Origin of the sequence: Nocardia sp. NPDC051981 (assembly GCF_040680715.1) — a bacterium.
Classification (GTDB): Bacteria; Actinomycetota; Actinomycetes; order Mycobacteriales; family Mycobacteriaceae; genus Nocardia.
The window spans coordinates 112,162-132,038 of the sequence record NZ_JBFAXK010000020.1; the positions used below are offsets into that span (position 1 = coordinate 112,162).

22 protein-coding genes are annotated in these 19,877 nt (G+C 67.9%); 17 read left to right on the forward strand and 5 right to left on the reverse strand.

The genetic code is table 11. The annotated features are described in order from the left end of the window. The first annotated feature begins 32 nt into the window (after positions 1-32). Entirely contained in the window at positions 33-473 is a 441-nt protein-coding gene (locus AB0L60_RS29610; protein ID WP_354847094.1) for a DUF4254 domain-containing protein, read from the forward strand. 388 nt (positions 474-861) lie between these two features. Here the strand turns inward: AB0L60_RS29610 and AB0L60_RS29615 are convergent, their stop codons facing one another. Beyond that, a complete protein-coding gene (locus tag AB0L60_RS29615; protein WP_364620366.1) occupies positions 862-2,379 on the reverse strand; it encodes an ATP-dependent DNA ligase in 1,518 nt (505 codons plus the stop codon). Between the two features lie 106 nt (positions 2,380-2,485). On the opposite strand from AB0L60_RS29615, the gene ramB reads away from it, so the two are divergent. The 9 genes from ramB to AB0L60_RS29660 all read left to right on the forward strand — a co-directional run bounded on the left by ramB (position 2,486) and on the right by AB0L60_RS29660 (position 11,428). Further along, positions 2,486-3,895 carry an acetate metabolism transcriptional regulator RamB gene (ramB, locus tag AB0L60_RS29620; protein ID WP_364620369.1) on the forward strand — a complete coding sequence of 470 codons (1,410 nt, stop codon included), beginning with the start codon at positions 2,486-2,488 and terminating at the stop codon, positions 3,893-3,895. A gap of 256 nt (positions 3,896-4,151) precedes the next feature. Next, positions 4,152-4,763, forward strand: coding sequence for a hypothetical protein (locus tag AB0L60_RS29625; RefSeq protein ID WP_364620372.1), 612 nt, complete (start codon positions 4,152-4,154; stop codon positions 4,761-4,763). Positions 4,764-5,053: 290 nt separating this feature from the next. Continuing rightward, positions 5,054-6,328: an urea ABC transporter substrate-binding protein gene (gene urtA / locus AB0L60_RS29630; RefSeq protein ID WP_354847105.1), complete on the forward strand. Its 1,275-nt coding sequence runs from the start codon at positions 5,054-5,056 to the stop codon at positions 6,326-6,328. A 111-nt stretch (positions 6,329-6,439) separates the two neighbouring features. Continuing rightward, positions 6,440-7,324 (forward strand): urea ABC transporter permease subunit UrtB, encoded by an 885-nt coding sequence (gene urtB / locus AB0L60_RS29635; RefSeq protein ID WP_364620377.1) that lies wholly within the window; start codon positions 6,440-6,442, stop codon positions 7,322-7,324. Beyond that, positions 7,321-8,499: an urea ABC transporter permease subunit UrtC gene (gene urtC, locus AB0L60_RS29640; protein WP_364620380.1), complete on the forward strand. Its 1,179-nt coding sequence runs from the start codon at positions 7,321-7,323 to the stop codon at positions 8,497-8,499. The genes urtB and urtC overlap by 4 nt, the downstream gene beginning before the upstream one ends. Further along, positions 8,496-9,368, forward strand: a complete 873-nt coding sequence (gene urtD / locus AB0L60_RS29645; RefSeq protein ID WP_364620382.1) for an urea ABC transporter ATP-binding protein UrtD — start codon at positions 8,496-8,498, stop codon at positions 9,366-9,368. The genes urtC and urtD overlap by 4 nt, the downstream gene beginning before the upstream one ends. Further along, entirely contained in the window at positions 9,352-10,044 is a 693-nt protein-coding gene (gene urtE / locus AB0L60_RS29650; RefSeq protein WP_364620385.1) for an urea ABC transporter ATP-binding subunit UrtE, read from the forward strand. Before urtD ends, urtE begins: the two co-directional genes overlap by 17 nt. An 11-nt stretch (positions 10,045-10,055) precedes the next feature. Continuing rightward, the gene (locus AB0L60_RS29655; RefSeq protein ID WP_364620387.1) at positions 10,056-10,823 is read left to right on the forward strand and encodes a GntR family transcriptional regulator; all 768 of its coding nucleotides are present in this window, start codon (positions 10,056-10,058) and stop codon (positions 10,821-10,823) included. A 65-nt stretch (positions 10,824-10,888) separates the two neighbouring features. Then, a complete protein-coding gene (locus tag AB0L60_RS29660; protein WP_364620390.1) occupies positions 10,889-11,428 on the forward strand; it encodes a carboxymuconolactone decarboxylase family protein in 540 nt (179 codons plus the stop codon). 26 nt (positions 11,429-11,454) lie between these two features. Here AB0L60_RS29660 and AB0L60_RS29665 read toward each other — a convergent pair whose 3' ends face one another. After that, positions 11,455-12,117 carry a GNAT family N-acetyltransferase gene (locus AB0L60_RS29665; protein ID WP_364620393.1) on the reverse strand — a complete coding sequence of 221 codons (663 nt, stop codon included), beginning with the start codon at positions 12,115-12,117 and terminating at the stop codon, positions 11,455-11,457. Between the two features lie 96 nt (positions 12,118-12,213). After that, complete coding sequence (locus AB0L60_RS29670; RefSeq protein ID WP_364620396.1) at positions 12,214-12,993, reverse strand: TetR/AcrR family transcriptional regulator C-terminal domain-containing protein; 780 nt, start codon at positions 12,991-12,993, stop codon at positions 12,214-12,216. 125 nt (positions 12,994-13,118) lie between these two features. Between AB0L60_RS29670 and AB0L60_RS29675 the strand changes: the two genes are divergently transcribed. The 5 genes from AB0L60_RS29675 to AB0L60_RS29695 all read left to right on the forward strand — a co-directional run bounded on the left by AB0L60_RS29675 (position 13,119) and on the right by AB0L60_RS29695 (position 16,430). Further along, positions 13,119-13,496: a VOC family protein gene (locus tag AB0L60_RS29675; RefSeq protein ID WP_364620399.1), complete on the forward strand. Its 378-nt coding sequence runs from the start codon at positions 13,119-13,121 to the stop codon at positions 13,494-13,496. A 110-nt stretch (positions 13,497-13,606) separates the two neighbouring features. After that, positions 13,607-14,194, forward strand: a complete 588-nt coding sequence (locus AB0L60_RS29680; protein WP_364620401.1) for a dihydrofolate reductase family protein — start codon at positions 13,607-13,609, stop codon at positions 14,192-14,194. Between the two features lie 3 nt (positions 14,195-14,197). Then, positions 14,198-14,554, forward strand: coding sequence for a YciI family protein (locus AB0L60_RS29685; RefSeq protein WP_364620404.1), 357 nt, complete (start codon positions 14,198-14,200; stop codon positions 14,552-14,554). Positions 14,555-14,583: 29 nt separating this feature from the next. Further along, positions 14,584-15,804: an RNA polymerase sigma factor gene (locus AB0L60_RS29690; RefSeq protein ID WP_364620407.1), complete on the forward strand. Its 1,221-nt coding sequence runs from the start codon at positions 14,584-14,586 to the stop codon at positions 15,802-15,804. Between the two features lie 134 nt (positions 15,805-15,938). After that, positions 15,939-16,430: a transglycosylase SLT domain-containing protein gene (locus AB0L60_RS29695; protein ID WP_364620409.1), complete on the forward strand. Its 492-nt coding sequence runs from the start codon at positions 15,939-15,941 to the stop codon at positions 16,428-16,430. 42 nt (positions 16,431-16,472) lie between these two features. Here AB0L60_RS29695 and AB0L60_RS29700 read toward each other — a convergent pair whose 3' ends face one another. Continuing rightward, complete coding sequence (locus AB0L60_RS29700) at positions 16,473-17,324, reverse strand: SDR family oxidoreductase (RefSeq protein ID WP_364620412.1); 852 nt, start codon at positions 17,322-17,324, stop codon at positions 16,473-16,475. A gap of 109 nt (positions 17,325-17,433) precedes the next feature. On the opposite strand from AB0L60_RS29700, the gene AB0L60_RS29705 reads away from it, so the two are divergent. Then, positions 17,434-17,832 (forward strand): helix-turn-helix domain-containing protein, encoded by a 399-nt coding sequence (locus tag AB0L60_RS29705; protein ID WP_354847147.1) that lies wholly within the window; start codon positions 17,434-17,436, stop codon positions 17,830-17,832. A gap of 18 nt (positions 17,833-17,850) precedes the next feature. Further along, entirely contained in the window at positions 17,851-18,330 is a 480-nt protein-coding gene (locus AB0L60_RS29710; protein ID WP_364620416.1) for a nucleoside deaminase, read from the forward strand. 114 nt (positions 18,331-18,444) lie between these two features. On the opposite strand, the gene lpdA is transcribed toward AB0L60_RS29710, so the two are convergent. Continuing rightward, positions 18,445-19,848, reverse strand: coding sequence for a dihydrolipoyl dehydrogenase (lpdA, locus tag AB0L60_RS29715; protein WP_354851406.1), 1,404 nt, complete (start codon positions 19,846-19,848; stop codon positions 18,445-18,447). Positions 19,849-19,877 lie beyond the last annotated feature (29 nt).

The window sequence follows — 19,877 nt, forward strand, 5'->3', positions numbered from 1 at the left end:
TTCGGAGATATTCGAGGGGCAGGATGTCGGCCGTGCATCCGCTCCCACCGAAACACCTGCTGCTGCAGGCCTGCCGTGGCCTGCCCCCCGACGACCATCCGGTGCTGCGCTGCGCCGGCTTACTCGCGGACCTGCACGAGCGGCGGCTCACCAGAGCGGGCGGCACCGATCGGATCGACCACGACCGGGCGCGGCTGGTGCTCGATATCGACAGCTGGGTGGCGGCCGAACTCCCCAAGGCCGCCCGCGACGCCCACCTGCACACCGAGACCGTGGGGACGGTGGTGGACCGGCTGGCGCAATTCTCCGCGCTCGCCTACCTGTCCCTGGCCATGTCGCCCGACGACGCCGTGCACGATGCCGCCCAGCGGCTCACCGAACTGGCCATCGCCTACGAGCATCTGGCGGGTGAGCTGGCCGCGGGCCGCCGCCGGCTGCCGAACCTGACCGGCACCCGCGACTACGAATCCTGACCGCGACACGAATCTTGACCGCGGCCGGCGGTGCCCGGCGAGGGGCGGGGCACCACCGGCCACAAGGTGGACCATGCGCAATCCACCGTCGAAGTCTCCCGAACGGCACGAGCTCACAGGGAATCCGCGTGGGAGATGCGGTGGCAGTTCCTGTGTCCCGTCACCTGACAACCGTCCGGTCGAGCGTCGACACGTGAATCATGTCGCCCGAAACTCGGAGCGTGCCCTGTTCCAGCTGTGAATCGTCTGTGAGGAGGGTCCCCACTCTCGAGACTCTCAGGGGCTTCGCCCCCCGAACCCCCAGGGCAATTTCGGGGCTCCGCCCTCGCATCCCCGGGAATCCACCCAGCAGCGCCTCGGAAGGGGCGAGAGCGGCATCGCCCCCTGACTATCTGGTGCCGGGCAGCAGGGCGCGGATGGTGTCGATGGTGTCGGCTTGGTGGGGTTCCTTGTCGGGGCGGTAGCGGACTACCCGGGCAAAACGGAGGGCTACGCCGCCGGGGTAGCGGGGGCTGGTCTGGACGCCGTCGAGAGCGATTTCGACTACCAGTTCGGGGTAGAGGTAGACGGTGTTGCCGTCGCGTTTGCGTTCATGGCGCGGGAATTCGGCCGTCTGCCAATGGAGTAGCGCGTCGGTGAGGCCCTTGAACGTTTTGCCGACCATGATCGGGTCGCCGCCCTCGGGGTCGCGGGCGCCCAGGTGGAGGTTGGAGAGGTAGCCGGTGCGGCGGCCGTAGCCCCATTCCGCGCCGAGCACGATGAGGTCGAGGGTGTGGGTGGGTTTGATCTTCTGCCAGGAGCGGCCGCGGCGGCCGGCGGCGTAGGGGGCGTCCAGGGATTTGATCATGATGCCCTCGTGACCCCCGGCCAGCGCGCCGTCGAAGTATTCGGCGGCGGCTTCCGGGTCGGGGGCGATGAGGGCCGGAATGGTCAGGCCGCAGGCCACCGCGGTGAGAGCCTCGCGGCGCGTGCGCAGCGGGGCGTCCAGCAGGTCGGCGCCGTCGAGGTGGAGGCAGTCGAAGAAGTAGGGGTGCAGCAGCAGTTCCTGGGAGGTGGCGGCGCCGAAGCGGCTCATGGTCTCCTGGAAGGGCCGCGGGCGGCCGGAGTCGTTGAGCGCCAAGGTTTCTCCGTCGAGGACGACACTGGTGCAGTCCAGCTGCCGCACCACCTCGACCAGTTCGGGCACGCTCGCGGTGATGTCGCGCAGGGTACGGGTGAACACCCACACCCGCTCGCCGTCGCGATGCACCTGGATGCGGGCGCCGTCCATCTTGTGCTCGACGCTGGCCCGCCCCTCGAATTCGGCCATCGCCTCCTCGAGGGTCGCGCCGGGCGAGGCCAGCATGGGCTGGATCGGCCGCCCGACCTCGAGCCGGAACGCGGCCAGGGCCTCGACGCCGCCGGTGCGCGCCGCGACGGCGGTGACCGGCAGCCGCCCGGACAGCATGTGGGCCCGCCGCACCGCCTCGATCGGCACGTCGAAGGCGGCGGCCACCGCCTCGGCGACGATCGCGGTCAGCGCGCCCTGCCGCATCTCCCCGGTCAGCAGGCGGAGCAGGAATTCGTGCTCATGCTGGGTCGCGGCCCCGAACAGGGTGGCCAGCAGTTCCTGTCGTCGCGCCGCCGACCCGCTGCCGCCGACCTCGGCCAGCTCGCTGAAAGAGGTGTCCACCTCGTCCACGGACAGCGTGGGCACCGCGGCCGGCTCGACCGCGAGCGTGGTCAGCGTGCGCCAGCCCGTTCCGATCCGCCCCTGCGGCAGCTCGCCGGACAACCAGGCCACGACCTGCGCCAACTCTTGCGGCGCCGCCTGCTTCAGCAGGTCGGCAAAGATCTTGATCTTGTTCTTTCGCGACGACGTCGCCCGCACACCCTGTGACGCCTCAACCACATCGGACAAGAGCACCCGTCGACGGTAACCCGGGCGACCGACAACGATGTGACACACAGCGCAGCAGCTCTGCTAACTCTCACGTTGGCAACGATGCGAAGACACCAATAAACTCGGGCACATGGCCAAGACTTACGTCGGTGCGCGGCTGCGACAGCTGCGTACCGAGCGCGGTTTGAGTCAGGTCTCGCTGGCCAAGAAGCTCGAGATCTCCGCGAGCTATCTGAATCAGATCGAACACGACGTGCGTCCGCTCACCGTACCGGTCCTGCTGCGCATCAGTGAAGTCTTCGGCGTCGACGCCGGCTTCTTCTCCTCCCAGGACGACACCCGGCTCATCGCCGAACTCCAGGAGGTCGTGATGGACCAGGAGCTCGGGGTGGAGGCCGACGCCCAGGAGATCGCCGAAATGGTGTCCGCGCACCCGGGTCTGGCGCGCGCCATGGTGAACATGCATCGCCGCTACCGGAACACGACCGCGCAGCTGGCCGCCGCCACCGAGGACCGTTTCGCCGACGGCAGCGGTTCGGGCGCCATCTCCAAACCGCACGAGGAAGTGCGCGACTACTTCTATCAGCGGCAGAACTACATTCACGAATTGGATACCGCCGCCGAGGAACTCACCCATCGCATGCGATTCCACGGCGGCGATCTCAAGCGCGAGATCCCGCGCCGCCTCAGCGATGCGCACGGCGTGCAGATCGTGGAGCGTATCGATCTGGGCGACGGCGTGCTGCACCGTTTCGATCCCGACCAGCGCCGCCTGGAAATCGCGCCGCATCTCTCGGGCGGGCAGCGGGTGTTCAAGCTGGCCGCCGAGCTGGCCTATCTGGAATGCGGCGAGCTCATCGAAAAGCTGGTGGCGGAGGGCAATTTCAGCGGCCACGATTCGATCGTGCTCGCAAAACTGGGCCTCGCCAACTATTTCGCCGCTGCCACGGTCCTCCCCTACACCCATTTCCACGAGGTGGCCGAGGACTTCCGCTACGACATCGAACGCCTATCGGCGTTCTTCACCCAGAGCTACGAGACCATCTGCCACCGCCTGTCCACACTGCAGCGCCCCAAACTCCGCGGCGTCCCCTTCTCCTTCGTCCGCGTGGACCGCGCCGGCAATATGTCGAAACGCCAGTCCGCGACCGGTTTCCACTTCTCCTCCAGCGGCGGCACCTGCCCGCTCTGGAACGTCTACGAGACCTTCGCCTACCCCGCGAAGATCATGACCCAGATCGCCCAGATGCCCGACGGCCGCAAATACCTCTGGATCGCCCGCACCGTCGAACGCCGCGCCACCCGCTACGGCGAACCCAGCAAAACCTTCGCCATCGGACTGGGCTGTGAACTCCGCCACGCCGGCCGCACCGTCTACGCCGACGGCCTGGACCTGAACGAGCCCAAAGCCACCCCCATCGGCGCCGGTTGCCGCGTCTGCGAACGCTCCAACTGCCCCCAACGCGCCTTCCCGCCCCTCGGCAAGTCACTCGACATCAGCGAACACCGAAGCTCCATCTCCCCCTACGTCATTCAGTGACCGCGTCCTTCGACCGGCCATCGTCGATGAAGTTCTGGATTCGCCTTTCAGTTCGTCCGGCGATGCTTCGGGATTGGCTCCGTGCATCATTCGATGACTGCTGGACATCATTTGATGACCGATTGGATGACCTATCCGGATGGGAAACACGGGTTGAATCGCAGACGAACATGATCGTGTGAAAATCGAGAAGGTTATCGCCACTGCTGGCCTCACCATTGCCGCGCTGGCGATCACAGGGGGTACGTCCTACGCGGTGCCGACGGCGGATCCGGCTGCGGTGCAGTCGATTCAGCACCCCGCTCAGGGGCAGAATGATCTGGGTTACTCCATTGTTCGGTCGGATGCGGACAAGACGGTAACGACGACGCTGACCGGGGGCACTTTCCGGCTTACCGATGCGTCGGTGGATGTGTTGGATGGCTCCGGGGTGGTCGTGTCGCGGATGCCGCTGGCGATGACCACCGCGGGTACGGATCTGGTGGTTTCTATGCATCCGAGCATCGAGGACAACGGGACCAAGCTGGTTGCGCATCCGGAGGCCGGCGAGGTCGCGCAGCCGGGTGCGGCGGATATCGGGCGGTGGGTGCCGACCTCGCCCAAGCAGCGCGCGACCGAAACCGGTAGTGCCGTGGGCGCGTTGGGCGGTGCGCTCGGCGGCGTCGTCGTCGGCGTCATCATCGCGGTGGCCACCGGGGGGCTCGGCATCATCGCCCTGCCGTTCGCGGCGATGATCGGTGCGTTGATCGGTGGTGGCACGGGCAGCGCGGCGGGCGCCGGCACCACCAACGACGACCGGCAGGACGGCTGGACGTGGCAGCAGGACTGCCACACCGACTACTACACCCACGACCAGTACTGCTACTGAGCCGATCTCACCGTTGCGCCCGAGCCGGTGTCAGCTTCCGCTGACCCCGGCTCGGGCCGTTTCATATCCCTTGACCTGCAATAATGTTTCCTTCACATCGAACGAACCACGATGCGGTGAGCAGAAATTCACGCCGCGGCAATGTAGGAAATCGGACATTCATCGAGAGTCATTCCGGCGCAATACTTCCCGTTTACCTTTCGTTCCACGAATACAGCCGCTGTATACGCGGCGGTATTCGCAAGCGGCGCACGTGGCGCCGCCGAACACGTGAAGTGAAGGATCCGCCCATGCACGACTCTCCCCGCCGGGACAGGGCCGCCCGCCTGATGAAGGCGATCACCATTCCGACCGCGCTGGCGCTGTCCGCCGTCCTGGTCGCCGGCTGTGGTTCGCGCGACAGCGACACCGCGTCGGGCTCCAATGCCAAGTCCTGCGTGGACACGTCGAAGGACACCATCAAGATCGGTTCACTGCACTCGCTGACCGGCACCATGGCCATCAGCGAGGTCACCGTCGCCAACGCCACCAAGCTGGCGGTCGACCAGATCAATGCCGCGGGCGGCGTCCTGGGCAAGAAACTGGACGTGGTGCTCGAGGACGGCGCCTCGGATCCCAAGACCTTCGCGGAGAAGGCCGAGAAGCTGATCAGCTCCGACTGTGTGGCCGCGGTGTTCGGCGGCTGGACCTCGGCGTCGCGCAAGGCCATGAAGCCCAAGTTCGAATCGCTGAATTCGCTGCTGTACTACCCGGTTCAGTACGAGGGCCTGGAGGATTCGAAGAACATCTTCTACACCGGCGCCACCACCAACCAGCAGATCATCCCGGCGCTGGACTACCTGAAGCAGAAGGGCATCACCTCCCTCTACCTGGTGGGCTCCGACTACGTCTTCCCGCAGACCGCCAATCGCGAGATCAAGGCGTACGCCAAGGCCAATGGCATCGAGATCAAGGGCGAGGACTACGCCCCGCTGGGCTCCACGGATTTCTCCACCATCGTCAACAAGGTCCGCAATGCCAAGGCGGGCGCGGTGTTCAACACCCTCAACGGCGACTCCAATGTGGCCTTCTTCCGCGAGTACGCCAACGCGGGCCTGAAAGCCGCTGACATGCCGGTGGTCTCGGTGTCCATTGCCGAGGAGGAGGTCGGCGGCGTCGGCGTGCAGAACGTGGCGGGTCAGCTGACCGCCTGGAACTACTACCAGACCGTCGACACCCCGCAGAACAAGGCGTTCGTCGCCGCGTACAAGGCGGCCTACGGCGCGAACAAGCCCACCTCCGACCCGATGGAGGCCGCCTACACCTCGGTCTACCTGTGGAAGGCGACGGTGGAGAAGGCGAAGTCGTTCGCGGTGGCCGACATTCAGAAGGCCGCCGACGGCGTGAGCTACGACGCGCCGGAGGGCACCGTCACCATCGACGGCTCCAACCACCACATCACCAAGACCGCGCGCATCGGCGAGATCCATCCCGACGGGCTCATCTACACCGTCTGGGATTCCGGCAAGCCGATCCAGCCGGACCCGTACCTGAAGAACTACGACTGGGCCAAGGGCCTGAAGTAATTCGGCGGCCGCCGATGAGGGGCGGCTGGTGCGGTGTCCGCGCGACTCTCACCGCGGCATCGCACCAGCCGTACGGCGTTCTCCACCAATAGAGCTCGAGAGGTACTGATCATGGACGTGGCTGTCGGACAGCTCTTCACGGGGCTGAGTCTGGGCTCGATCCTGCTGCTCGCCGCGCTGGGTCTGTCGCTGACCTTCGGTCAGATGGGCGTCATCAATATGGCGCACGGTGAATTCATCATGGCCGGGTGTTACACGACCTACGTCGTGGAACAACTGATCTCGGCGACGGGCGTGGCGCTGATCGTGTCGCTGTTCGCCGGCTTCCTGATCGGCGGCCTGCTGGGCGCGGCCCTGGAGATGGGGCTCATCCGCTGGATGTACGACCGCCCCCTGGACACCCTGCTGGTCACCTTCGGTGTCGGCTTGATCCTGCAGCAGGCGGTGCGGGACATCTTCGGCGCGCCCGCCAAGAACGTGGTCGCGCCGGACTGGCTGACCGGCGGCCTCACCATCGCGGGCACCGTGGTGCCCAAGACCCGCATCTTCATCATGGTGCTGGCCGTGGTGGCGGTGATCGCGCTGGCCAGCGCGCTCAAGACGACGCCGCTCGGCCGCCGCATCCGGGCGGTGGTGCAGAACCGCAGCCTGGCCGAAACCTCCGGCGTCTCTTCGCGTCTCACCGATGTGAGCACCTTCTTCATCGGTTCCGGGCTGGCCGCGGTGGCCGGCGTGGCCCTGACCCTGATCGGTTCCACCAGCCCCACCATCGGGCAGTCGTATCTGGTGGACGCCTTCCTCGTGGTCGTCATCGGCGGCCTCGGGCAGATCAAGGGCACCGTCATCGCGGCCTTCGCCATGGGCCTGCTGAATTCGTTCGTCGAATACTCGACCACCGCGACGGTCGCCAAGGTGATCGTCTTCATCGTGGTCGTGATCTTCCTGCAGGCACGCCCGCAGGGTCTGTTCACCGTCCGGACGAGGAGTCTGGCATGACCACCATCCAGCGGCTGAGTGCCAACTCTTCCCTGAAAGCTTTGGGCGGCTTCGTCATCGGCGCCATCGTCCTGTTCGGTATCGCACCGGCGATGCTCACCGACTTCCGGTTGAGCCTGCTCGCGAAGTTCCTGTGCTTCGCCATCGTCGCGGTCGGCATCGGCCTGGCGTGGGGCCGCGGCGGCATGCTCACCCTGGGCCAGGGCGTGTTCTTCGGTATCGGCGCGTACATCATGGCCATGCACATGCAGATGGCCGACGCCGCCAAGGCGCACGAGGATGTGCCGGAGTTCATGACCATCGCGGGTGTGGACCAATTGCCCTCGTACTGGCGGCCTTTCGAGTCCGCGCCGGTGGCGCTGCTGGCGATCGCGGTGCTGCCCGCCGCCATCGCCGCGGTGCTCGGCTTCGGGGTGTTCAAGCGCCGGGTCAAGGGCGCGTACTTCGCCATCCTGAGCCAGGCGCTGGCCGCGGCGCTGGCGATCCTGCTCACCGGGCAGCAGACCATGGGCGGCTTCACCGGATTGAGCGACTTCCGCTCGTTCTTCGGCTTCCGCCTGGATGATCCGGTGAACCGGCGCATGCTGTTCTTCATCGCGGCGGGCACGCTGCTGATCGTGGTGGCCGTCGCACGCCAGCTCATGCGCAGCCGGTACGGGGAACTGCTTGTCGCCGTGCGTGATCAGGAGGAACGGGTCCGGTTCCTCGGCTATGACCCGGCCAATATCAAGATCGTCGCCTATGTGGTGGCCGCGTTCTTCGCCGGCATCGCGGGCGCCCTGTTCACCCCGATCGTCGGCATCATCTCCCCGGCCGACATCGGTGTGGTCCCGTCCATCGCGTTCCTGATCGGCGTCGCCATCGGCGGCCGCACCACCCTGCTCGGGCCGGTGCTGGGCGCGATCGGCGTGGCCTGGGCGCAGACCACGTTCTCCGAGCACTTCCCGTCGGCGTGGACCTACTTCCAGGGTGCGCTGTTCATCGTGGTGGTCGGCTTCATTCCGGCCGGACTGGCCGGATTCGGGCCCATGGCCAAGCAGCTGCTGGAGCGGCTGCGGCCCGCGACAGCCCCCGACGCCGCACCGGAACCGGCCGCCGCACCCGAGATCGAGGCGGCGGTCGAGGCCGAGTCCGAGGCAGAGGCGGAGGCCGAGCAGAAGGTGGAAGCACGATGACCGCACCCGAACCGAAAATCGGCGGCAATGCCGGAATGGACAGCGAATACCTCGAAATCCGCGGCCTGTCCGTGAGTTTCGATGGCTTCAAGGCCGTCACCGACGTGGATCTGACCGTCCTGCAGGGCGATCTGCGCTTCCTCATCGGCCCCAATGGCGCGGGCAAGACCACCCTCATCGACGCCATCACCGGCCTGGTGCCCGCGACCGGCTCGGCGCAGAAGACCGGCGCCGAGCTGATCGGCCGCAAGGTACATCAGATCGCCCGGCTCGGGGTGGGCCGCACCTTCCAGACGGCGAGCGTGTTCGAACAGCTCACCGTGCTGCAGAACCTCGATATCGCCGCGGGCGCGGGACGTTCCGCGCTCACCCTGCTGCGCCGGCGCAAGTCGGTGCTGCCCGCCATCGAGGAGGCGCTCGAGACCATCGGACTCGCCGCGCTGCGCGACAAACCTGCCGGGGTGCTCGCACACGGTCAGAAACAGTGGCTCGAGATCGGCATGCTGCTGGTGCAGAACGCCTCGGTGCTGCTGCTGGACGAACCGGTGGCGGGCATGAGCGCCGAGGAACGCGAGGAGACCGGAAACCTGCTGCGCCGCATCGGCGGTGAGCGGGTGGTCATCGTCGTCGAGCACGATATGGATTTCATGCGCGCGTTCGCCAGCTCGGTGACGGTGCTCGCGGGCGGCCGCGTCCTCAGCGAGGGGACCGTGGAGCAGGTGCAGGCCGATCCGAAGGTGCAGGAGGTCTACCTCGGCACGGCCGCGGCCGGTGCGCTGCCGCCCGCGGAGACCAGCGCTGATGAATCCATGGGCGCGAAGCAGGAATCGGACGAGGCGAAGGAGGCCGCCGATGCTGGAACTCGTTGACCTACACACCGGCTACGGCCGGACCGAGGTGATTCACGGTGTGTCCCTGACGGTTCCGGACAATGGCGTGGCGGCCATCATGGGCCACAACGGGGCCGGTAAGACCTCGCTGCTGCGTGCGGCGGTCGGGCTGCTGCCCGCCAAGTCGGGGCGGATCCGCTTCGGCGGCGAGGACATCACCAGGATGTCACCGTCGCGACGGGTCAAGCGCGGCCTCGCCTATGTTCCACAGGGGCAGCAGAGTTTTCCACAGCTGTCCACAATGGAGAACCTCCAGGTGGTAGCCGACGGTCGCAAACGTGGCAAGGCACTAATCGACGAAGCGCTGGATCTGTTCCCGGCGCTGCGGGAGCTGTTGTCCCGCAAGGCCGGACTGCTCTCCGGCGGTCAGCGCCAGCAGCTGGCCATCGCCCGCGCCCTCATCACCGAACCGGCGCTGCTGATCCTCGACGAGCCGACCGAGGGCATCCAGCCCTCGGTGGTCGCCGAGATCGAACGCACCATCATCGAACTCACCGGCCGGGGCGGCCTCAGCGTACTGCTGGTCGAACAGCACATCGGCTTCGCGCTGCAGGCCGCGCAGCAGTTCTACGTCCTGCGCTCGGGCCGCGTCACCTCCTCGGGGGCGGGCGGGGCGAGCGCGGAATCCGCGGTACGCCAGGCCATGGCGATCTGATCGGACACTCCGTGAACGCGCGCAGGGGGCGTATTCCGTTGTCCGAGCGGGTCTATCGATCCCTGCAACGCGATCTCGCGGCCGGGATGCTGGTACCCACCGAGCGACTCGGCGAGGAACGCCTCGCCGAGACCTACGGTGTCTCCCGCACCCCGGTCCGCGAGGCGCTGGCCCGGCTCCTCGCCGACGGCCTGCTGGAACGCCACACCGACGGCCTCTACCCGTACCGCCCCCGGGTCGACGAACTCGGCGACCTGTACGAACTCCGAATAGTCCTGGAGGCCAGAGGAATCCAACGCTTGCAGGCCACCGCGGCGGCACTCCCGGAACCGCTGGCCGCCGCCGTGCAGCCGGAACCCCCGGCCCTGGCGGCTCGGCCTGCGGTCACGCCGCACGATCTGGGCGCGGTCGAGCGAGAGCTCGAGGTCTGGCGGCGCGTGCGCGAGGATCCGCCGGAGCCCGGGGCCGAGCTGATCGCCGCCGACGAGCGGTTCCACACCACGCTCCTGCTGGCCGCCGGGAATTCCGCACTGGCCGAGGCGCTCTCGACGGTGCACGCGCGGGTGCGGCCGGTGCGGGCCCTGGACATGCCCACCCCCGGGCGGATCGCCGCCATGGCCGAGGACCATATCGCCATCGCCGAACACCTGCTCGCCGGGGATCTGGACACCGCCCTGCGCACCCTGCTGGCCCACCTCACCAGCTCCCGGGCGCACGTCCTGATCCGCGCTCGCCGCGCGCTGGAGCTCACCAAACTCGCTCAGGCGGTCCGCGAGTGACCCGATCCGCGCCGCGCCGGGCCGTCGGTCTGGCGAGTGGCCCAGACAGGGTGTTGACTGGGGGGATGGTGTCGACGAAGCCACGCATCGCTCCCGGTCGCCTGCGGGAGCTCGGTCCGGTGAACTGGGTTGTCTGGCAGGCGCTTTCCCGTGCCGCGGGCACGGAGGACGCGCATCTGTTCAGCACGCTGGGCCGGACCGGCGGCCTGTTCCGGGGCTGGCTGCACTTCTCCGGCCGCCTCATGCCCGGCGGCAAACTGCGCCGGTACGAGTCCGAACTGGTCATCCTGCGCGTCGCGCACCTGCGCCAATGCGAGTACGAGACCGACCATCACATCCGGCTGGGCCGCCGCGCGGGCGTCACCGCCGAAATCCTGGACCGTCTCCGCGAGGGCCCGGCCGCCGCCGGATGGTCCGCCCAGGAGCGCGCGCTGCTCACCGCCGTGGACCAGCTGGTCACCACCCGCGACCTCGACGACGCCACCTGGCAATCCCTCGCCGACCATTACGACGAGCGCCGCCTCATCGAAATCGTCCTGCTCACCAACCAGTACGAGGGCCTGGCCAGCACCATTACCGCCCTCCGCATCCAAACCGACCACTAGCCGCGCGATCCGGCCGTGGTCGTGCCTCAGCGGCGCAGGCGGTGGACCGGTTGGGTGGCGGCGTCGGGCACGGTCTCGGCGTGTGGGATGCGATGCGCGTAGGCGGGTTCGGCGGGCTGGATGCGGGCGTGCAGGTGCATGTCGTGCCAGCCGTCGTCGTGCAGGCCCGCACTGCGATTGATGCCCTCGAGCACGAAGCCGGATTTGTGTGCCACCCGGCAGGATTGGGCGTTATGCACGGAATGCCGTAATTCCAGGCGGTGGAATCCGGCCACCTCGAAGGCCCAGCCGACCAGCGCCTCCACCGCGCGCGGGGCGATGCCGCGGCCGCGCGCCGCCGGGACCACCCAGTACGCCAGCTCGGCCTCACCGTGCCCGAGTTCGATGTGATGCAGCGAGGCCCGGCCCATCAGCCGGCCGCTGCGGCCATCGGCGACAGCCCAATTGGCGGCGGTGCCACCGCTCCACGAGCGCGCCCAGGAGTCCACCCACTCCCCGGCCTCCTCCACGGTGTCCGCGCTGCGCACGTGCCAGCGCCGAATAGCCGAATCCTGGAAGGCCGCGTACACCTCGGGCCCGTCCCGGCGCAGCCACGGCCGCAGCACCAGCCCGTCTCCCATCGGGAGCACCGGCTGCGCTGCCCGACTGAAGGTCTCGGCGGCGACGATTGCCGGCGTTGATCGCGGCATGGGTGGAATTCTGCCCGCGATCGCCCGATCTGCGCGGCGAAATTGAGACCATCGTCCCGATCGGTCTCTCTTGCGCAGGTCGTCGACCGGCCGCGCTCAGGGCCTGCGGTTTTCGATGAGCGCGGCCAATCCGTCCAGGACCCGGGCCAGCCCGAACTCGTAGGCGTGGTCCGCACTGTAGGCGCTGTCGTGGGCCTGCCCCGCGACCGCGCCGATCCGGGCCGCCAGAGGATAGCGGCCGGTATCGAAGACCCGCGCCAGCAGCGGGGCCGCCCGCTCCCACCACTCGCGATCGGAGTGCCCGCTCTCGGTCGCGGCCCGAGCGCTGTCGATGGCCAGCTGCGCGGTCGAGGTCACGAAGCCCAGCACATAGGTGAGCGCGGCGTCCATCTCCAGGTCGCTGAGGCCGAGCATGTCGAAGGCGCGCAGCTCGTGGTCGTATTTCGCGGCCACGCCGGGTCCCAGCGGCGGCCGCGTGGTCGGCAGACAGGCCACCCACGGATGCTCGGCCAGCAGGGCGCGATTCTCGGCGGCGATGGTGACAACCCGTTCCCGCCAGGGCATTCCGGTGAGATCGTGACGCGGCATGCGCTGATAGACGGTATCGAGCATGAGATCGAGCAGTTCGGCCTTGCCCGGCACGTAGGTGTAGGTGGCCATGGGCGTGATGCCCAGCTTGGCCGCCACCGACCGCATGGTGAGCGCGTCCAGCCCCGCACCGTCGGCGATCTCCAGCGCGGCCGCGATGACGGCGTCGAGGGTGGTGCGCTGTTTGGGCCCGCGCGCCGAACCGCCGGATCCGGGTTCGCGCCACAGCAGTTCCAGCGTGCGCACCGGGTCGCCCGCGCTGCTGCGTTCTCCGCTTCGTCCGGCCATTCGCGTCACCTCCGTCGCCGATCGTATCGATGTGACGGTCGTCACTTTGCATGCCATCGGGAATGTCTGTACAAAGTACAGCGTACTTAGTACAGAGTTTAGCGGCACCACCCAAGGAGGCCCCCATGACCATCACCGCATCCGCCATCTCCCTGAACGTGCCCGACCCGATCGCCTCGGCCACGTTCCTCATCGACCACTTCGGTTTCGCCGAGAAGATGTCGGCCGACGGCTTCGTCAACTTGACCCGGCCCGACGCCGGATTCGACGTCATCTATCTGCGCACCGGCCTCGGCAGCTTCAAGCCGGAGCGCATCGCGGGCAGCGCGGGCCAGGGCCTGCTGGTGGTGTTCGTCGTCGACGACATCGACGCCGAATACGCCCGCGTCCAACGCGAAGGCGTGCCGATCGTGACCCCCATCGAGACCGAGCCGTGGGGCGAGCGCTATTTCCAGGCGCTCGACCCGAACGGGATCGTCATCCAACTGGTCCAGTGGGTCTGACCGGAAACCGCTGAAAGATTCGCCCGTCGAACCTGTCGATTCCGGCCGGGCCCGTTCGAGGAGTAGGCGAGGGCCGAACCGCGGCCCGGCACTTCGACGAGAGGAATCCGATGCGAAAAGTGGTGGCTTTCGAGCACATGACCCTCGACGGATTCGCGGCCTCATACACCGAGCTGGGACTGGAATGGACATTCGGCGCCTACAGCCCGGACCTCGCCGCCTTCCACGACGAGCACATCCGGGCTGATATCGGTACCACGATCTACGGCCGCAAGACCTTCGAGGGCATGCGCGATCACTGGTCGAGCGTTCCGGACAACCCGGAGGCCACGGCACACGATCTCGAACACGCCGAATGGGTCACGAATATCGACAAGATCGTCTTCTCGACCACGCTCGAATCGGCCGGTTGGCCGAACACCCGGATCATCGACGGCGACGGGGCGGCGCGCATCGCGGAGCTGAAGGCGGAGAACGGCGGCGCGCTGGTCATCTACGGCAGCCCGACCCTGGTGCACTGGTTCGCCGACGCCGGGCTCATCGACGAGTACCGCATCGTCATCCATCCGGTGACAATCGGCTCCGGCACCCCTGTGTTCCGGGACAAGACCGAACTGGGTCTGAACCTGCTGGAATCGAAGTCGTTCGACGGTGGTGCCCTCTATGTCCGCTATGCAGTCGCCCAGCGAGAGGATTGAGCAATGCGATACCTGGCACTGATTCGCCTGGACCCCGCCCAGATGCCCGAGGAAGGGCCCGGCGACGACCTGATCGCCAAGGTCAACGAGATCATCGAGGAGATGACCAAGGCGGGCGTACTGCTCGACACCGCGGGCCTGCGCCCGATCGAGGAGGGCACCCGGATCCGGCAGACCGGTGGCGTACAGACCGTCATGGACGGGCCGTACACCGAATCCAAGGAGATCATCGGCGGATACCTGGTGCTGCAGACCCGTTCGCAGGAGGAGGCGGCCGAGTGGGCGTCCCGGTTCCTGCGGGTGCACGGGCCGGACTGGGACATCGAGATCGAGGTGCGACAACTGGACGGCCAGAACTGAATCCGCAGCAGGAGCGGGCGCGCCGGGCCGTGGAGGCGGCCTGGCGCATCGAATGGCCGCGGCTGGTGGCGGGCCTGACCCGCCTGGTCGGCGATATCGCGACTGCCGAGGAGCTCGCGCAGGACGCCCATGTGGCGGCGCTGGAACAGTGGCCGCGCGACGGCGTCCCGCCGAATCCGGGCGGCTGGCTCATGCTGACGGCGAAACACCGTGCGGTGGACCGCATTCGGCGCGACGTGAACTTCGCGCGGAAGCTGGAGCTGCTCGGCCGTGAGGCGCTCACGGCCGAGCAGCCGTCCGGCGAACCGGAACCGGCCATCGCGGACGACCTGCTGCGCATGATCTTCACCGCCTGCCATCCGGTGCTCTCGCCCCCGGCGCGGGCGGCGCTCACCCTGCGGATGGTGGGCGGCCTGACCACGGCCGAGATCGCGCGGGCCCATCTGGTCCCGGAATCGACTGTGGCGCAACGCATCGTGCGCGCCAAGCGCACCATCGCGGCCAAGCGGATTCCCTACGAGGTGCCCGCGGGCGCCGAGCTGGCCGCGCGCCTGGACTCCGTGCTCGAGGTCATCTACCTGATCTTCAACGAGGGCTATACCGCCACCTCCGGCGAGCGCTGGGTCCGGGCCGAATTGTGCGAGGACGCACTGCGTCTGGCGCGCATCCTGACCGGGCTGCTACCCGAGGAGCCGGAGGCGTACGGGCTGGCGGCCCTGCTCGAACTGCAGGCTTCCCGCACCACCGCCCGCAGTGACGCGGACAACGCGCTGGTGCTGCTGCCCGATCAGGACCGGTCCCGGTGGAATCGGCTCTCGATCGAACGCGGCCTGTCCGCCCTGGGCCGCGCGCACACGCTGAATCGGATGCGGGACCTTCCACCCGGGCGCTACGCGCTCCAGGCCGCCATCGCCTCCGTGCACGCCGTGGCCCCGACCGCCGCCGAGACCGACTGGCGGCGCATCGCCGGACTGTACGCCGTGCTGGCGCAACGGTTTCCGTCACCGATCGTGGAGTTGAACCGGGCGGTCGCGGTGGCCATGGTGCACGGACCCGGCGCGGGCCTGGAGTTGATCGACGCCATTGCCGCGACCGGGGCGCTCGACGACTATCACCTGCTGCACGCCGTCCGCGGGGATCTGCTGGCGCGGCTGGGCCGGGATGCGGAGGCGCGGGCCGCTTTTCGGCGCGCGGCCGAGCTGACCGGCAATGAGATCGAGCGGGAGTTGCTGCTCGGCCGGGCGCGCTGACCGGCAATCCACTCCGATCAGGCATTTCACCGCGTGTCGCTCACCCCTCCCGGGAAACGGCAGGGCGTACGGTCGGTTCCTAGCTGAAGCCAGATGGGTCTGTTTTTTCGTGAACGACACGGAAGGACCAGGCGTTGCCCATTCTCGACAAGCGTCCGCTCCGAGCCACCGTCCTCGGACTGCTCGTGGCGGCCCTCGCCCCGCTCACCGTCGCCGTCGGCACCGCCGACGCGCGCACCGAAATCGCCGACCCCATCGCCCAATCCGCGCTCCCGGTCGGCCTGCCGGTGGACCCGGCGTCCCTGCTGCAGCTGGCCGGCGCGGCCCAGCGGTTCTCCAAACCGGCCTTGCAGACACTGTCACGTTTCATCGTGCCAGGGGACCAGTGGGGGTCGTTCAATCAGATCATCACGCACGAGAGCGACTGGCAGGTCTTCGCCATCAACCCGACCTCCGGCGCCTACGGGCTGGCCCAGGCCCTCCCCGCACACAAGATGTTCAGCGAGGGCCCGGACTGGGTGTTCAACCCGCTCACCCAGCTGCGCTGGGCCTACCGCTACATGGTCGAGCGCTACGGCAGCCCGAATGCCGCATGGGCCTTCTGGCAGGCCCACAACTGGTACTGAGCTGCCGGTCCCCGAACTCGATCAGCCCGGTACGTATCTCTATCAGCTCAGCGCGGCCAGGAGGACCTCGGCGACCGGGGTCGACGGGCGGCCCAGCAGCCGCTGCAGATCACCGGAGTCGACGGCCAGGATGCCGTCCGCGATACCGGCGTCGGCATCGGCCAGGGCGGCGGCATAGCCGGCGTCCAGACCCGCGCCCTGCAGCGCCGCGGCGTAGTCGGCCTGCGGCAGGTCCTGGTAGCGGACCGGCTTGCCGGCCACCTCCGAGATCACCTGCGCCAGTTCGGCATACGAGAGCGTCTCGTCGCCGCCGAGCTCGTAGACCTTGCCCTCGTGGCCGTCGGTGGTGAGGACGCGGGCGGCGGCCTCGGCGTAATCGGCGCGGGCCGCGCCGGATACCTTGCCCTCGCCCGCCGCGCCGTAGAGCACGCCGGTCTCGATGGCGTGCGCCAGGCCGCCGGTGTAGTTCTCCCAGTACCAGCCGTTGCGCAGCAGCACGGTCGGGATGCTCGCTCCGGCCAGCGCGGCCTCGGTGCCGATGTGCTCCTGGGCCAGGATCAGCGGATTGCGGCCGGCCTGCGGAATGCTGGTATAGGCCAGCAGTTTCACGCCCGCCCGCTCGGCCGCGCGCAGCACGTTGGTGTGCTGGGCGACGCGCTTGGTGAACTCATTGCCGGAGACCAGCAGCACGCGGTCGACGCCCTGGAAGGCACGCTCGAGCGCTTCCGGATCGTCATAGCTCGCCACCCGCACCTCGACACCCCGCGCGGCCAGATCGGCCACCTTGGCGGGATCGCGGACCACCGCCACCACCGGCTGCGATCCGTCCTTCAACAGCGCCTCGACGACCAGGCGACCCAGCTGTCCGCTTGCTCCGGTGACTGCGACGGTCATGACTACCTCCAGGTTTCAGGGAATGAACTGCACTGCCGGCATGTACTAACTAATAGTAAGCACATGCTATTCCTGAACCGCTACCCGAAACACAGGTAACCTCGATCGCATGAACGCTCGGCCTCCCGACCGGTCCTACCCGGACGACCCCACCCTGGAAGCCGACGTCTTCGCCCGCAACTGCTCCTCGCGCCCGGTCCTGCAAGACGTCGCCAGTCGCTGGGGCGTGCTCGCCCTGGCCGCCCTGCGCGAGGGCCCCTACCGGTTCTCGGCGCTGCGCCGCCGCGTGGACGGCATCTCCGAGCGCATGCTCTCCCAGACCCTGCAGACCCTGGAACGCGACGGCATGGTCAATCGCGAAGTCCAGCAATCCATCCCGCCGGTCGTCGAGTACACCCTCACCGACCTCGGCGCGCAGGTGGCCGACCAGCTCGTCGGCCTCATCGAGATCCTCGAATCGAATATCGCGAAGATCGAAGCGGCCCAGACCGCCTACCACCGCACGTAAACCCAAGAACGGAGCCGCATGTCCGCCGACACCGATCTGCAGTATCTCGAGCGCTGCGTGGAACTGGCCGCCGAAGCCCTGGACGCGGGCGACGAGCCCTTCGGATCACTGCTGGTCGGCGCGGACGGCACCGTGCTCGCCGAGGACCGCAACCGCGTGTCCGGCGGCGACGCCACCCGCCACCCCGAATTCGAGCTGGCCCGCTGGGCCGCCGAGCACCTCACCCCCGAGGGCCGGGCCACGGCCACGGTCTACACCTCCGGCGAACACTGCGCCATGTGCTCGGCCGCGCACGCCTGGGTCGGCCTGGGCCGCATCGTCTACGCCGCCTCCACCGCCCAGCTCACGGAGTGGCTCAACGAGTTCGGCGTCCCCGCGGGCCCCATCCGCCCCCTCGCCATCCAGGAGGTGGCCCCGGGCATCCCCGTTTCCGGCCCCTTCCCGGAACTCACCGACCGCGTCTACGCCCTCCACCGCCGCCTGCACTTGGCGGACTGAGCGCTCGAACGAACGAAAGCGGCCCGGTGCCAGCGGAAATCGCTGGCACCGGGCCGCTTTTCAGGGGGTGTTCGGGGGCGAAGCCCCTGAGAGCTACGAGAGTTGTTCTCCCACTCAGAAGTTGATCATGTGGCCGGCCAGGCCGTGGATCGCTTCCTGGAGGGCTTCCGACAGGGTCGGGTGGGTGTGGACGTTGCGGGCCAGTTCGTTGACCGTGAGATCCCACTTCTGGGCCAGGGTCAGTTCCGGCAGCAGTTCGGAGACGTCGGGGCCGATGAGGTGGCCGCCGATGAGCTCGCCGTACTTGGCGTCGGAGATCAGCTTGACGAAGCCCTGCGCGTCGCCGAGGCCGTGCGCCTTGCCGTTGGCGGTGAACGGGAAGGTCGCGACCTTCACGTCGTAGCCCTCGTCGCGGGCCTGCTGCTCGGTGAGGCCGAAGGAGGCGACCTGCGGCTGGCAGAAGGTGGCGCGCGGCATCATGCGGTAGTCGCCCAGCGACATGGTCTCCGCGCCCGCGATGGTCTCGGCCGCGACCACACCCTGCGCCTCGGCGACGTGCGCGAGCTGCAGCAGGGCGGTGACGTCACCGATGGCGTAGATGCCGGGGACGTTGGTGCGCATGTACTCGTCGATCGCGATGGCGCCGCGGTCGGTGAGCTGCACGCCGGTGTTCTCCAGGCCGTAGCCCTGCACGCGCGGCGCGAAGCCGACGGCCTGCAGCACCTTGTCCACGGTGACGGTCTCGATCGCGCCGGACTTGTTGTCCTTGATCGACACGGTGACCTTGGAGCCGTCGTCCTCGATGGACTGCACGGCCGCGGAGGTGGTGATGGTGATGCCGAGCTTCTTGTACGCCTTGGTGATCTCCTTGGAGATGTCGGCGTCCTCGTTCGGCAGTGCGCGGTCGAGGAATTCGACGATGCGCACGTCCACGCCGTAGTTCTTGAGGACGTAGGCGAACTCCATGCCGATGGCGCCCGCCCCCACGATGAGGATGGAACCCGGCAGGTCACGGGTGAGGATCTGCTCCTCGTAGGTGACCACGTTGGCGGACAGCGAGGTGCCCGGCAGCAGCTTGGTCTCGGTGCCCGCGGCGATGATCACGTTGTCGAACGTGATGTCCTCGGTGCCGCCCTTGGTGAGCGCGACCGAGAGCGACTTCGGGCCGGTGAAGGTGCCCTTGCCGTCGAACTCGTCGATCTTGTTCTTCTTCATCAGGAAGTGGACGCCCTTGACCCGGCCGTCCGCGACCTTGCGGCTGCGGTCGAACGCCGCGCCGAAGTCGAAGGTCGCGTTACCCGAGATACCGAAGGTCTTCGCTTCCTTGGTGAAGATATGAGCCAGCTCCGCATTGCGCAGCAGTGCCTTGGACGGAATGCAGCCCACGTTCAGGCACACGCCACCCCAGTATTTCTGCTCGACGATCGCTGTTCGCAGGCCGAGTTGAGCGGCACGGATCGCGGCGACGTAACCGCCGGGACCAGCGCCGAGAACGACGACATCGTAGTGGGAAGTCACGGCATCGAGACTAGACCTGTTGCCGGGAC

Coding starts and splice junctions, on each gene's coding strand:
- ramB (WP_364620369.1), top strand. CDS start 2,486: ATGGCCAAGACTTACGTCGGTGCGCGGCTGCGACAGCTGCGTACCGAG.
- urtA (WP_354847105.1), top strand. CDS start 5,054: ATGCACGACTCTCCCCGCCGGGACAGGGCCGCCCGCCTGATGAAGGCG.
- urtB (WP_364620377.1), top strand. CDS start 6,440: ATGGACGTGGCTGTCGGACAGCTCTTCACGGGGCTGAGTCTGGGCTCG.
- urtC (WP_364620380.1), top strand. CDS start 7,321: ATGACCACCATCCAGCGGCTGAGTGCCAACTCTTCCCTGAAAGCTTTG.
- urtD (WP_364620382.1), top strand. CDS start 8,496: ATGACCGCACCCGAACCGAAAATCGGCGGCAATGCCGGAATGGACAGC.
- urtE (WP_364620385.1), top strand. CDS start 9,352: ATGCTGGAACTCGTTGACCTACACACCGGCTACGGCCGGACCGAGGTG.
- AB0L60_RS29660 (WP_364620390.1), top strand. CDS start 10,889: ATGGTGTCGACGAAGCCACGCATCGCTCCCGGTCGCCTGCGGGAGCTC.
- AB0L60_RS29665 (WP_364620393.1), bottom strand. CDS start 12,117: ATGCCGCGATCAACGCCGGCAATCGTCGCCGCCGAGACCTTCAGTCGG.
- AB0L60_RS29670 (WP_364620396.1), bottom strand. CDS start 12,993: ATGGCCGGACGAAGCGGAGAACGCAGCAGCGCGGGCGACCCGGTGCGC.
- AB0L60_RS29675 (WP_364620399.1), top strand. CDS start 13,119: ATGACCATCACCGCATCCGCCATCTCCCTGAACGTGCCCGACCCGATC.
- AB0L60_RS29680 (WP_364620401.1), top strand. CDS start 13,607: ATGCGAAAAGTGGTGGCTTTCGAGCACATGACCCTCGACGGATTCGCG.
- AB0L60_RS29685 (WP_364620404.1), top strand. CDS start 14,198: ATGCGATACCTGGCACTGATTCGCCTGGACCCCGCCCAGATGCCCGAG.
- AB0L60_RS29700 (WP_364620412.1), bottom strand. CDS start 17,324: ATGACCGTCGCAGTCACCGGAGCAAGCGGACAGCTGGGTCGCCTGGTC.
- AB0L60_RS29705 (WP_354847147.1), top strand. CDS start 17,434: ATGAACGCTCGGCCTCCCGACCGGTCCTACCCGGACGACCCCACCCTG.
- AB0L60_RS29710 (WP_364620416.1), top strand. CDS start 17,851: ATGTCCGCCGACACCGATCTGCAGTATCTCGAGCGCTGCGTGGAACTG.